General features: G+C 72.1%; 11 protein-coding genes. 2 read left to right on the forward strand and 9 right to left on the reverse strand.

The features are described from left to right. Positions 1-19 precede the first annotated feature (19 nt). A complete protein-coding gene (locus GA0070610_RS18970) occupies positions 20-1,393 on the reverse strand; it encodes a cellulase family glycosylhydrolase (RefSeq protein WP_089001282.1) in 1,374 nt (457 codons plus the stop codon). A 239-nt stretch (positions 1,394-1,632) separates the two neighbouring features. Between GA0070610_RS18970 and GA0070610_RS18975 the strand changes: the two genes are divergently transcribed. After that, entirely contained in the window at positions 1,633-2,595 is a 963-nt protein-coding gene (locus GA0070610_RS18975) for a TIGR03557 family F420-dependent LLM class oxidoreductase (protein ID WP_089001283.1), read from the forward strand. Beyond that, entirely contained in the window at positions 2,592-3,449 is an 858-nt protein-coding gene (locus GA0070610_RS18980) for an alpha/beta fold hydrolase (protein WP_089001284.1), read from the forward strand. The genes GA0070610_RS18975 and GA0070610_RS18980 overlap by 4 nt, the downstream gene beginning before the upstream one ends. Positions 3,450-3,696: 247 nt before the next feature. Here the strand turns inward: GA0070610_RS18980 and GA0070610_RS18985 are convergent, their stop codons facing one another. The 8 genes from GA0070610_RS18985 to GA0070610_RS19020 form a co-directional block, all read right to left on the reverse strand. Next, positions 3,697-4,437 carry a hypothetical protein gene (locus GA0070610_RS18985; protein ID WP_089001285.1) on the reverse strand — a complete coding sequence of 247 codons (741 nt, stop codon included), beginning with the start codon at positions 4,435-4,437 and terminating at the stop codon, positions 3,697-3,699. Positions 4,438-4,499: 62 nt separating this feature from the next. Next, the gene (locus tag GA0070610_RS18990) at positions 4,500-5,351 is read right to left on the reverse strand and encodes an endonuclease/exonuclease/phosphatase family protein (protein WP_089001286.1); all 852 of its coding nucleotides are present in this window, start codon (positions 5,349-5,351) and stop codon (positions 4,500-4,502) included. A gap of 7 nt (positions 5,352-5,358) precedes the next feature. Continuing rightward, the gene (locus GA0070610_RS18995) at positions 5,359-6,849 is read right to left on the reverse strand and encodes a phosphatase PAP2 family protein (RefSeq protein WP_089001287.1); all 1,491 of its coding nucleotides are present in this window, start codon (positions 6,847-6,849) and stop codon (positions 5,359-5,361) included. Positions 6,850-6,928: 79 nt separating this feature from the next. Further along, positions 6,929-7,930, reverse strand: coding sequence for a YihY/virulence factor BrkB family protein (locus GA0070610_RS19000; RefSeq protein WP_089001288.1), 1,002 nt, complete (start codon positions 7,928-7,930; stop codon positions 6,929-6,931). Continuing rightward, positions 7,923-8,927, reverse strand: a complete 1,005-nt coding sequence (locus GA0070610_RS19005; RefSeq protein ID WP_089003605.1) for a diacylglycerol/lipid kinase family protein — start codon at positions 8,925-8,927, stop codon at positions 7,923-7,925. Before GA0070610_RS19005 ends, GA0070610_RS19000 begins: the two co-directional genes overlap by 8 nt. 145 nt (positions 8,928-9,072) lie before the next feature. Then, complete coding sequence (locus GA0070610_RS19010) at positions 9,073-9,651, reverse strand: Clp protease N-terminal domain-containing protein (RefSeq protein WP_089001289.1); 579 nt, start codon at positions 9,649-9,651, stop codon at positions 9,073-9,075. Beyond that, positions 9,651-9,887 (reverse strand): HTH domain-containing protein, encoded by a 237-nt coding sequence (locus GA0070610_RS19015; RefSeq protein ID WP_089001290.1) that lies wholly within the window; start codon positions 9,885-9,887, stop codon positions 9,651-9,653. The genes GA0070610_RS19010 and GA0070610_RS19015 overlap by 1 nt, the downstream gene beginning before the upstream one ends. A 667-nt stretch (positions 9,888-10,554) precedes the next feature. After that, positions 10,555-12,747: an FtsX-like permease family protein gene (locus GA0070610_RS19020; RefSeq protein ID WP_157747187.1), complete on the reverse strand. Its 2,193-nt coding sequence runs from the start codon at positions 12,745-12,747 to the stop codon at positions 10,555-10,557. Positions 12,748-12,754 lie beyond the last annotated feature (7 nt).

The raw sequence follows: 12,754 nt of genomic DNA on the forward strand, positions 1-12,754 counted from the left end.
ACCGGTGGTACGCCGGATCTCAGCTCGCGGTGCAGGTCACCGCGGGCGTGGCGTTGGTGCCGTTCCAGCTGGCGATGAAGCCGAAGCTGGTGCTGGCGCCGGCGCCCAGCCGGCCGTTCCAGTCGGCGTTGCGGGCCGTGACGGTCGCCCCGCTGCTGCTCAGGACGGTGCTCCAGGACTGGCTGACGGTCTGGCCTCCTGCGAACGTCCACCTCGTCGTCCAGCCGGTGATCGCGGCCGAGCCGGCGGTCACCTTCACCTCACCCTGGAAGCCGCCCTGCCACTGGTTGGTCACCGTGTACGTCGCCGTGCAGCCGCCCGGCGGCGGGGTGGACGGCGGCGGGGTCGTGGGCGGCGGGGTGGTGGGCGGGGGCGTCGTCGGCGGCGGGGAGGTCGGCGGCGGGGTGCTGCCGTAGACCGTCGCCTCCTTCGCGGTGGCCTTGATCCCGTTCGCCCCGTTGAAGATGCGCTGGCCCCACGTGGTCAGGGCGGCGGGGTTGAAGCTGGTGACCATGTCGAGGTACTCGACGCCGCCGCCGTTGCCGCTCCACGACCAGCCCAGGTAGCCGATCCCGTTGGCCTGGGAGTAGGAGAGGATGGTGTCCTCGTCGGGGTTGCCGTCGGAGTGGTCGAAGCCGAACTCGCCGACCACGATCGGCAGCTTGGCGGCGCGGAACCGGCCGAGGTAGTCGCTGATCTCGGCGGCGGTGTCGAAGACGCCGTACATGTGGATGGAGAAGACGGTGTTCTTCTGCGGGTCCGCCGCGAAGACCGACGCGGCGTTGTCGCGCATGGTGAACGACCAGTCCTGGCCCCAGTTGGGGGCGTCGACCATGATGGTGTGCGTCAGGCCGCCCGCCCGCAGCCGCTTGATCGCGTTGGCGGTGTCGGTCGCCCAGGTGCCGTAGCCCTGGTTGCCGTACGGCTCGTTGCCGATGTTGACGATGACGTACTTCTCCTGGCCGGCGAGGGCGCTGGAGACGCTGAGCCAGTAGTCGGCCGCCTGGTCCAGGGTGGCCGCCCCGCTCTGCTCGCCGTAGCCGGTGGTGTCGTGCACCTCCAGCACGCAGATCAGCCGGTTGGCCTTGCACAGCGAGATGACGTTGGCGACGTCGGCGGTGTCGTTCTTCGCCCACCGCTGGCCGCTGGCCAGCACCACGCGCACCGTGTTCGCCCCGAGCGCCTTGATGTTGGCGAAGGAGCTGGTCTGCTGCTGGTACCAGGTGTGCGCGTGGTTGACGCCGCGCATGACGAACTCGCTGCCGTTGGCGTCGTAGAGCTTGCCGTCGGCGACGGAGAAGCCGGTGGCGGCCCGCGCGGGCTGGCCGAACGCCAGTACGGCGACCAGCAACGCGAGCAGGGCCGCACCGGCGGCGGAGAGTCTCTTCTTCATGGCCTTCCTCAGAGGGAGGACCCCCACTGCCCAGGTGGGGGTGGGACGTCACAGGGGATGGCGGCTGCAGCCCGGCAGCCGCCGCCCGGCTCCCGGCGGCGCAGGGATCAGCGTAGGCGGGTCGGGCCGGTCACGCAATGAACCGGTTAAGCAGCGGTCGGTCGACACCGGACGCGGGGGTTGACCGGGGTTGGCCGGGGTACCCGGGGATGATCCGCCCAGGTCGGAAGGAGACATCCATGGTCAACGTCGGCTACACCCTGATGTGCGAGCAGGCCGGTCCGAAGCAACTGGTCGACTACGCGGTACGGGCGGAGGCGGCCGGCTTCGACCAGCTCGTCATCTCCGACCACTACTACCCCTGGCTGGACTCCCAGGGCCACTCCCCGTACGCCTGGTCGGTGCTCGGCGCGGTCGCGCACGCCACCAGCCGCGCGGAGCTGATGTCCTTCGTCACCTGCCCGATCCGCCGCTACCACCCGGCGGTCTTGGCGCAGAAGGCCAGCACGGTCGGGGTGCTCTCCGACGGCCGGTTCACCCTCGGCCTGGGCGCGGGCGAGAACCTCAACGAGCACGTCGTCGGCGGCTGGCCGCACGTGCAGCAGCGGCACGAGATGTTCGAGGAGGCGCTCCAGATCATCCGACCGCTGCTGAACGGGGAGACGCTGACCTTCTCGGGCAACCACTACGACGTGCCCGACGCCTACGTGTGGGACCGGCCGGCCCGGCCGGTGCCGATGGCCGTCGCCGCCTCCGGCCGCCAGTCGGTCACCCTCGCCGCCGAGTACGGCAACGGCCTCGTCGCGACCGAGCCGGACCCGCACATCATCGAGATGTACGACGAGGCCGGCGGCGCCGGGCAGCCCCGCTACGGCCAGGTGGCCATCTGCTACGGCCCGGACGAGGCGGAGTGCCGCAAGATCGTGCACGACCAGTTCCGCTGGTTCGGGATGGGCTGGAAGGTCAACGCGGACCTGCCCGGGCCGGAGTCGTTCGCCGCCGCCACGCAGTTCGTCCGCGAGGAGGACGTGGCCGAGGGGATCTCCTGCGGGCCCGACCTGGACCGGCACGTCGAGGCGTTCCGCAAGTTCGTCGACGCCGGCTTCACCCACGTGGCGATCGTGCAGGTGGGCGGCGAGACGCAGCCGATGTTCCTGGACTGGGCGCAGGAGCAGCTCCTGCCGAGGCTGCGCGAGCTGTGAGGACCACACCGGCCCGGCGGCCCCGGGTGAGCCCGCCGGGCCGGTTCGGTCCGGCGGAGCTGCGCGTCGCGCTGGCCGCCCCGAGACCGGCCGCCGGGCTGACCAGCGAGTGGCGGCTGGTCGACGGGCTGCGTACGCACACCCGCCGCGCGGGCGACCCCGGCACCGCCACCACCCCGGTCGTGCTGGTGCACGGGCTGGCCGTGTCCCACCGCTACCTGACCCCGCTAGCCCTGGCGCTGGCCGACACCCATCCGGTGTACGTGCCCGACCTGCCCGGCTTCGGGCTGACCGAGCGCCCCGGCCGCGCGTACGACGTGCGCGAGCACGCCGCCCACCTGGCCGCCTGGCTGGCCGCGTACCGGATGCCGCCCGTCTGCCTGCTCGGGCACTCGTTCGGCGCGGAGGTCGTCGCGGCGCTGGCCGCCCGGCACCCCGACGCGGTCGCAGCGGTGGTGCTCGCCGGCCCGACCAGCGACCCGGCCGCCCGGTCCCGGCGGGCGCAGTTCGGACGCTGGCTGGTGGACACCCTGCGGGAGGCGCCGTTGCAGGCGCCGATCCTGCTGCGGGACGTCGTCGACGCCCGCCCCTGGCGGGTGCACGCGACGCTGTCGCACTCGGTACGCAACGGCATCGAGGCGGACCTCGTCCGCATCGCCGCACCCACCCTGGTGGTCGCCGGCTCCCGGGACCCGATCGTGCCGCCGTCCTGGCGTACGCAGGTGGGCCGGCTGGTGCCGCACGCCCGTACGGCCACCGTGCCGGGTGCCGCGCACAACGTCGCCACCACCGCGCCGACGCAGCTCGCCGACGCGGTGCGCGCCCTTCTCGCCCCCTCGCTGACGAACAGGTGATCACATGCGTATCGGCAACACGGAGATCCGGCCGGCCGGCGGCGGCCTCGGCTGCCTGCTGATGATCCTCTTCTCGATCGTCGCGTCGGTCGTCCTGACCGTCCTGCTCAACCTGCTCCTGTAAGCCCGCCCTGCTCGCGCTCCCGCTCCGCTCGCGCTCCGGAGATCTTGGTACGGGAGTGCCCCTGGAGGGGCCGTTCCGCGCCAAGATCTCGCCCGGGCACCGCTCAAGGGGCGGCGTGGGCGGTCAGCCGCGCAGGCCCAGGGCCGCCAACACCTCACGGGTCGCCTGGCGGACCGGGTCCACGACGGCGCGGCGCACCCGACGCACGGCCGGCGACACCGTCGCCCGCCACGCGGCGGCCACCGCCCGGCCCACCGGGCGGACGGCGTTCCGCCACAGCCAGCCCGCCGCCAGCACGAAGGGCCGCAGCGTGAGCGCGTAGCACCACCACAGCAGCCGGCCGGCGGCCCACCAGGCCCAGGCGAGCGCGTGCAGCAGCACCCGGCCCGCCGCCGCCAGCCAACGGCGGACCGCCGCGAGCCCGGCCAGGAGCAGGCGTCCGAGCGGGGCGAGCACGCGGCCCAGCCAGCGCAGCGGCGCCCAGATCAGGTGGTACGCCAGCCAGGCCAGCGGCACCCACACCACCGTCCGGGCCAGCCACGCCAGCCCGCGCCCCAACCAGACCAGCGGCACCCAGACCAGCGTCCGGAACAGCCAGCCCAGGCCACGGCCGAGCCACACCAGCGGCACCCACAGCAGCATCCGCAGCAGCCAGCCCAGCGGGCGCAGCAGCCAGCGGTCCAGGAACCGGCCGACCGGCGCGAGCAGCCAGCGGTGCAGCCAGCCGCCGACGGCGGCGACCAGTTCCCAGATCAACCGCAGCGGCACCACCACGACCAGCGCGATTCCCCGGGCGACGGCGACCAGCAACGGAGCGGGTGGCGACCCGGTGTGCCCCGGCTCCGGACTCGGCGAGTCGATCACCAGCTCACGGTAGTCCGCACCGGCAATGCGCCGCCGTCGCGGCCCTCGGGACGGCCAGGTGGTCAGGCCGGGTCGAGGTCGAGGTCCGCGACCACCGGGTAGTGGTCGGAGGCGTACTCGGTCTCGCCGCCGCGCAGCACCCGGCAGTCCCGCACCCGCTCGGCGAGCGCGGCGGTGCCGAACAGGTAGTCCAGCCGCATCCCCGAGAACTCGGCCCCGCCGCCGTGTCGGGTGGGGGCCGTCAGCCCGTCGTCCGGCCGGCCGGCCGCCGCGTACAGGTCGACCAGGCCGGCGGCGAGCAGCCGGGCCACCGCCCGGGTCTCCACCGTCCGACCGTCGCAGCGCAGGTGACGACGGCGGTACGCGGCCGGCAGCCGGGCGATGCGGTCGGTGTGCTCGGCGACCGGGTCGAGGGTGTTCAGGTCGCCGGCCAGCAGCCCCAGTCGCCCCGGCGCGCGGCCTAGCGCGGCGGCGGCCCAGCCCGCCTCGACGCGCCTCCGCAACCCCGAGTACGGGTCGAGGTGCACGCTCAGCACCGTCAGCGCGCCCGCGGTGGTGGCCACGCTGACGCGCTGCGCGGCGTGGTGGAACGGCCGGCGAACCGGGGCCGCGGCGAGCGCCCGTAGCGGCGGGCGGAGCAGCACCGCCACCGGCTGACCGAAGCAGGACCGGGCCAGGTGGGGACGCATCCCCACCCGGCCCGCGAAGTCGGCGAGCACGCCGCCCGCACCTGCGCGGCGATCACCGACGGGGGCAGGCGCGGCGGCCGGCCGGTCGTCGAAGTCCCGCAGCTCCTGCAACGCCAGCACGTCCGGCCGCTCGGCGGCGACGACCCGCACCAGCAGGTCCCGCCGGTCGGCGCCGCCCCGGTCGCGCCCGCCCGTGCGGATGTTCCAGGTCATCGCCCGCAGCATGGGCGGGTCAGTCCGTCCGGCCGGCCTTGGCCAGCTCGTCGTCGAGGGTGTCCACGTCCTCGGACTCGATGCTCGGCCGGTTGCCCTCGCGCAGGTCCTCGTTGGGACGTACGACCCAGTAGAGCAGCCCGATCCAGAGGGCGGTGAGGATGATCGCGCCCATGAAGTCGGTGGGGTGGTGCATCCCCCGGTACATCCGGCTGATCGCCACGCCGGCCGGCATCACGACCGCCAGCGCCACGAAGATCCAGCGCCACCACCGGTCGGTACGCGGAAAGACGATCACCGCGATCGCCACCCAGACGCAGAGCGTGGCGGCGATGTGGCCGGACGGGAAGGAGGAGGTCGGCATCGGCCCGTCGAGGTTGCCGACGGGCGGGCGCGGCCGGTCGACGGCGGCGGCGGAGGCGAGGAAGAGGCTCAGCTCGCCGAACATGGTCAACGCGACGAAGAGCACCGGCCGCCAGCGCCGCCACACGGCCAGCACGAGCGGGCAGAAGACCAGCGAGATGAGCAGGATGGCGTGGGTGTCGCCGGCCTTGCTCCACCAGTAGCTGAAGTCGTCCCGGCCCGGCGTGCGGTGCTCGGCGAACCACCGTGGCACGTCGGTGTCGAGGGTGGCGAAGAAGGTCCCGTCGGCGTAGTAGCTGACGAACATGCCGAAGCCGTACAGCGCGCCGAGGACGAGCACCCAGCCGACGATCAGCTCGAACACGGCGGCCCGGGGGTGCGGCAGCAGGTGCGCCTCGTCGGGGGCGGGCGCGACGTCGTGCGCGGCCTCCGGCTCCAGCCCGTCGGTCAGCGCCGGCACCGGACGGCCCCGCTCCAACCGCCAGAGCCGGAAGGCGTACGCGGTGACGCCGAGCCAGGCGGCGCCGAGCAGCCAGGCCCCCAGCACGTCCGAGACGAAGTGCACGCCCAGCGCGATCCGGGTCAGGCCGATGAGGAACACGACGACGGCGACCAGGGCGATCGCGGGCTTGCGCCAGCGGCGCGACATGGCCGGCAGGAAGACCAGCAGCAACGCCCCGTACGCGACCATCGAGCCGAGCGCGTGGCCGCTGGGGAAGCTGTCCCCGGCGTACGTGCCGATGGGCACCTCCACCTCGGGGCGCAGCCGGTCCACCAGGGTCTTGAGCGCCGGGTCGAGGACGAGGGCGCCGACGCCGGTGACGATCAGGAACACCGCGAGCCGGCCCTGCTTGCGGATCAGCAGGCCCACCACGGCGACCGACACCAGCCAGATGATGACGGCCCGCCCGCCGAGGTCGGTGAGCGCGTTGAGCACGGTCACCAGTGGTCCGTGCGGGGCGACCAGGTCGTTGAGCCATTGAGCGACGCCGTGGTCGACGTCGTAGAGGGGGGTCCACCGGGTCCGGACCAGTACGAGGAGCACCCCGAAGCCGACCCCGGCACCGAGCACGATCGCCAGACCGGCGAGGGTCCGCTCGGTGAAGTGACCCAAGGGTCGTCGCAACGCCTCTTTGACCGCACCCACGGCAGCCTCCCTCTCGCTTCTGGCGTGCCGCATTACCCGATCGGCGCTCCGCGTACACCGGGGGGTGTCCGATGCGGAGCTACAGCGAGCTCATCTCGCCCGTGTCGTGGATCTCCTCGCGCTGGGCCTCGGGCTCCCAGAGGTCGGGCTGGGCGGGCTCCCGCACGCCGATGCGCAGCGCCTCGAGCTGGGCGGCGAAGGAGAGTCCACCGAACAGCGCCATGCCCGTCAGGTTGGCCCAGAGCAGCAGCGCCATCATCCCGGTCAGCGCCCCGTACGTCTGGCCGAACCCCCCGCTGAAGCGCACGTACGCGGCCAGTAGCAGGCTGGCCAGCCACCACAGGGCGGTGGCGATCCCGGCGCCGAAGAAGAGCCAGGACAGGCCGGGCTGTTTGCGGCGGGGGGCGTGCCGGAAGATCACGGCGACGGCGAGGACGGTCAGGCCCAGGCTCAGCGGCCAGCGCACCACGTCCCAGACGCCGTTGGCGAGCTCGCCCCAGGCGTAGTGCCGTTGCACCGAGTCGCCCATCGGGCCGCCGCCGACGAGGATCAGGAACCCGGCCAACGCCGGTACGCCGGCAGCGAGCGCGAGGATGGTCGCGCGGACGTACTTCCACAGCGCGGGCCGGTCCCGTTCCACGCCGTAGATGCGGTTGGCCCCGCGTTCGATCTGGGCCATGGTGCTGGTCAGCGCGACCAGGCCGGTGAGCATGCCCAGGCCGAGCGCCAGTTCGCCGGCGCGTTCGGTGCGGTCCCCCTCGCCGAGCAGCTCGGCCACCATCGGCTCGCTCGCCCCGGGGGTGAGGGCCAGGACCGTGTCGGCGACGACGCGGCCGCCCTCCTCCACGCCGAGTTCGCTGATCAGGCCGGTCAACGCGATCAGGAACGGCACCACGGCGAGGCAGAGTTGCAGCGCGAAGGCGCGCGAGTGGCTGAACCCGTCGCCGTAGCGGAACCGGATGAACGCGTCGCGCAGCAGGTGCCAGCCGCCCTGCCGGCGCAGGGTGTGCCAGGCGTCGTCGGCGTTGAGTTCCTCGTCGGACATCAGCCGGGTCTCCGGCACGATCCGGGTGCTACTCACGGCGGGCTTCCTCGATCAACTGCTCACCACGCTCCGCGGCCGCCTTCGCGTCCTCGGCCAGGTCGGGATCCTGCTCCGGCTGCGGCACGCAGAGCCACAGCGCCCGCCGGCGGATCTCGGCCTTGAGGGTGCGCCCCGGCTCGATCAGATCGCCGTCGAGCTCCCGGGGCTGGGCCCGGTTGCTGGTGATCTCCACCCGCCGGGCCCGGAAGACCTCCATCCGGGGCACGCGGTCCTGCTTGCGTACGACCGCCCAGCCGAGCGCGAGCCAGTGCCGCAGCGTACGCGGCGTGAGCACCGCGACGTCGAGGTAGCCGTCGTCCGGTTCGGCCTCGGTGAGCAGGCGTACGCCGCCCTGGAGGCGGCCCACGTTGGCGACGAGGACGGAGCGGGCCCGGCGGCGCAGCGGCTGCTGGTCGTCGATGCGGATGGAGACCCTCATCGGCCGGTCCCGCAGGTGCCGGGCGGCCCCCACCACGTACGCCGGCCAGCCGATCCGCTTCTTGGTGGTCTCCGAAGTGTCGGCGAGCATCTGGGCGTCGAAGCCCATGCCGGCCATCACGGTGAAGTAGTGGTCCTCGACCGCGCCGACGTCGAGCAGCCGGCGGCCACGCTCGACGGCGACCTCCAGCCCGCCGGCCAGGTCGACCGACAGCCCCAGGTTGGCCGCGAGCAGGTTGCCGGTGCCCTGCGGCAGCACGGCGAGCGCCACGTCGGTGCCGACGAGGCCGCTGACGCAGGCCATCACGGTGCCGTCGCCGCCGCAGGCGAAGACGACGTCCACGCCGGCCGCGACCGCCTCCTCCGTCTGGCCCCGGCCCGGGTCCTCGACCGTGGTCTCGAACCACAGCGGCTCGGGCCAACCGGCCGCGGCGAGGGCGTCGTGGACCGTACGACGCAGCTCGTCGAGGTCGGCCACCTTCACCGGGTTGACCACCACGGCCGAGCGCAGACCGCCGTCGTGCGCCGGGCGTCCCTTGTCCTGTCCAGCATCCACGGCGCCAGTGTGCAGCAGATCCGGCACGGCAGCGACCCGGCGGCGCGGTGACGTTACGCGCAGCGCAAACACGTTTGCCGCGCCCTTGCGCCCCTCCCGCCGCCTCCCCCGCCCCGCCGCGACCCGTCGTCCAGGGGACGGGCGGTCAGGCGGGGGTGCGCAGGGCGGTCTCCACCCGGCGGCGCAGGTCGTCGAGGTCGGCGCCGGCCTCGGTGAGCACCAGCGCGCCGAGGCCCTGCCCCTCGCGGAGGACGCCGAGCAGGATGTGCTCCGTGCCGATGTGCCGGTGGCGCAGGCGCAGCGCCTCCCGCAGGGCCAGCTCCAGCACCTTCTTGGCGCGCGGGGAGAAGGGGCCGCCCGCGTACCGTCGACGGCCCCAGCGGCGACGCGGCGCCGGCGCGGCCTCGCGCAGCGCGTCGGGGCCGAAGGACTCCTCGATCCGGGCCACGATTGCAGCCAGGTCGATGCCGATCTCGCGCAGGGCCGCGGCGTCGGCCTCGCCGAGGCCGGTGGCTCCCCGCTCGGTGTGCCGGCGGATGCGGGCCCGCAGGTCGTCGGCGCGCAGGCCGGCCTCGACGAGCACCCGGGCGGCGAGGCTGTCGCCGTCGGAGAGCAGGGCGAGCAGCAGGTGCTCGGTGCCGACGGGTCGCTGGCCCTCGGTCCGGGCCTCGTCCCGGGCGTCGCGCACGACAGTGCGGGCCCGGTCGGTGAACCGTTCGAACATCACGCCTCCCAGGAGGATCCGACCGCCGGACGACCGGCGTGCTTCTTGTGGACCGCCTGCCGGCTGACTTCCAGCTCGTCGGCGATCTCCTGCCAGGACCAGCCCTGTCGACGGGCGTTGTCCACCTGGACCACCTCGAGCCGCTCGAGCAGCCGGCGCAGCGCGCGGACGGCGCGCAGCCCGACCCGGGGGTCGGTGCTGCCGGCTGCCGCCGCGAGTTCCGTTGCCTGACTCATGTCGTCAACCTACGTTGACATCGCGTCTAATGTCAACCCATGTTGACAGCCGCTATGGTGTATCGATGGCGTCGGTGTGGGTTCTCAGCGGGGTTGATCTGTTCTCACTGAACCTGATCCGTACCTGATCCGTTCTCACGGAACTTGATCCGCCCGACTGCGTGCCGCCGTCCGGGGGCCGTCGCTGTCCTGTCCACGTGAGGCTGCAACCGTCCGGCTGAAGTTGGATCAATCAGGGGGCGGTGTCGGCGACCGCCTGAATCTGTGGTGAGCAGTCCGGCTCTGGCTCGGACCTGCGTCTGCCCGAGGTCACAGGCACCGGGGTCCTTGCATGGCCCTGCGCATGGGTGGGCTGGGACAGCCCACTAAATATCTGATCTCGATCTGGGTCGTGTCGATCGTGGGGTGTTGTTGCCGACCCTCAAAGGACACGCGGGCAGACTCTACGCCGATAGATGGCGCGCGTCAGGGTCGGGTAACAGTGCCTCCTACATCTTGACGGGCCCATCACATGACGAGAGCCTCGCCGCAACTGCGAGGCTCTCGTGGTTTGTGATCAAGGGCGGTGTCGCCGGGCGGTAGGGCGTGTTGACCGGGCGTAGTGAGATGGAAGCTGCCGGGTCTCCGCCCTCACGTTCGCCGGATGTTTCGCCGGCCGAGGTTGTTGTCAGTCAGCGGTTGGTCGCCAGCGGCGTACTGCGCGGCTCGCGGTCTCTCCGCAGAGCAGACCGAGCGCGATGGCGGTGATCGTGACGGTGAGGACGGAGCCGGTCAGTAGTGGCCAGGAGAGGCGTCCGAAGCCGCGGGTGAGACTGAAGGCGTATCCCAGGGCGGCAGCTGCGGCGCCTCCGACGACGCCAGCGAGAATGAGCGGCACGGTGATGTTCCATTGAGCGATGGCGGTGTAGAGCCTTCGGCGGGTGTACATCGCGCCGAGCGGTCCGAGGGAGCGGGTCTGTAGCAGAAATGTGTCTATCGCGCCGATGGCGGTGGTCAGTGCCAGCACGAGGACACCGAGTAGTCCGAAGGCCCAGACCCAGGAGTATAGGTGTGCCTGGTCAACGGCACCGGAAATGCTGTACTGCCCGGAGGTGTGCACGTCCGGGAAGGCGAGTGTGGCGTAGGCGGTGCGGGCGATGGCTTGCACACCTGAGATGCCCTCGTCATTGAATACCAGGAAGCCCACGATTTGGTATCCGTTGGGCACGGTTGGGCCGACGAGTGGGTCCGTCCAGAGGATGGTAGATGCCGCGCCGGAGCGGATGGCGTCGCCGGTCGTGTTGAAGGTGCGGTACGCCGCAGGTGCAGGGGTGGGCGTGGCCATGCAGGTAGTCAAGGTACCCAGGTGGGCCAGGGCTTCGCAGGTGCCGACGAGGGCCTGGTTGTTGTTCCTGTCGGTGGCGACCCGAACGGTGCGATCGGTGCCGAGTGTGGTGGTGAAGCGTTCAGCCTCGATGGCGGGGTTGTTGGCGCGTACGGTGACGATGCGGTCGCCGAGTAGCTGTCGCTGCGCGGACCAGGTGCCCGCGTCGAGGGCCTGGTTGAGGTAGACCTGCAGGAAGGTCAGTACCGCCAAGCCGACGACGACGGCGGCGCACATGCGAGCGATCGCTGCGGAGCGGTCCAGTAGCCAGCGTCCACCGATGAGTGCGGCAGGCCAGCCTCGGCGCCGTCCGGTGCGGGCTGCGAAGCGCGCGACAGGCACAGCGAGGCTGGCGACGGCAGCGGGCAGGGTGAGAATGGCCACCAGCATGGCCGCTTGAAACACGCGCATCTGCAGGGCGTTGGGATACACCCCGCCGGCTTCGGCGGCTGACCATGTGGCCAGGGCCAGGAGCATCACGGCCACCGCGAACACAACTCGAGGCCATGTTCTCAGTCGAGCTGTTACGGCGCGGGGCCTCGTGCCCTGCACCGCGCGGCGCCGTAGCTGCGCGGCGATGGTCAGCGCCAGCATCAGCATGGCGGTGCCGACGGCTAGCAGCGCCAGCGCTGGACGGCCAGCCGACAGGTCGACCGAACGTACTCGGTAGTCCACGAACGGTACGGTGACGTCGACGACGGTGGTCAACGCCGCGGTCACGCCCCCGAGCAGGATGCCAACGGCAACCGGCAGGCCGGCTTCCCCGGCGAGCACCCAGGACTTGGCTCGTGCGGGTGCGCCAAGGGCATCAAGCATCGCCAGGCGTCGGTCCCGCTGCTCAGCGCCGGAGCGCACCGCAACCGCGATCAATACCAGGGTCGGTACGCCGATGACGAGCAGCATGAGCAGGTACATGTCGTGGGCGGTGCGGCCGGATAGACCCGAGGTGCGGTAGGTCAGCGGGGTGACCTGCGGATTGCCGAAGCCGCTGATACGGGTTTCGGCGCCGGAGCGGTCCAGCCAGGTGGGATCTGTCGGCTGCAGGTATACCAGCCACTCGGCGGGCTCGGCCAGACCATCGGCGTCGATCTCGCCGGCGAAGCGGCCGTAGCGTTGCTGAAGCTCTCCGTCGGTGTCGGCGGCCAGCAGCGCCGGCGACAGGAACGCTTCCCCGGGGGCTGGCCAACGCGGCAGTCCCGGTGGCGGCGGTGCGTCGGCGCGTTGTGGAACCACGTTGATGACGATGAACTGGCTGTCATGATGGAAGTCGCCGCGTTCGGCCCACTTGGCCATCGGCGCGCTGGTGTCGCCGCGGTCGAGGAAGACTGGTTCGCGGGAAACGATACGAGCGTCGCGAGCGGTGAATACCGCGTCCGCGGCGATGAACAGCCATCCACTCAGCAGTGCGACTATCGTCGCTGAGGCCAAGGCCACCCGGTGGGTCAACGCCGTCATGCCGCCGTGACGGCTACTGCGGTGACCGAGTACGGCGAGCATCGCGGTT

Origin of the sequence: Micromonospora echinofusca, assembly GCF_900091445.1 — a bacterium.
Taxonomy (GTDB): domain Bacteria; phylum Actinomycetota; class Actinomycetes; order Mycobacteriales; family Micromonosporaceae; genus Micromonospora; species Micromonospora echinofusca.

Coding starts and splice junctions, on each gene's coding strand:
- GA0070610_RS18975 (WP_089001283.1), top strand. CDS start 1,633: ATGGTCAACGTCGGCTACACCCTGATGTGCGAGCAGGCCGGTCCGAAG.
- GA0070610_RS19015 (WP_089001290.1), bottom strand. CDS start 9,887: ATGAGTCAGGCAACGGAACTCGCGGCGGCAGCCGGCAGCACCGACCCC.
- GA0070610_RS19020 (WP_157747187.1), bottom strand. CDS start 12,747: ATGCTCGCCGTACTCGGTCACCGCAGTAGCCGTCACGGCGGCATGACG.
- GA0070610_RS19010 (WP_089001289.1), bottom strand. CDS start 9,651: ATGTTCGAACGGTTCACCGACCGGGCCCGCACTGTCGTGCGCGACGCC.
- GA0070610_RS18990 (WP_089001286.1), bottom strand. CDS start 5,351: ATGCTGCGGGCGATGACCTGGAACATCCGCACGGGCGGGCGCGACCGG.
- GA0070610_RS18970 (WP_089001282.1), bottom strand. CDS start 1,393: ATGAAGAAGAGACTCTCCGCCGCCGGTGCGGCCCTGCTCGCGTTGCTG.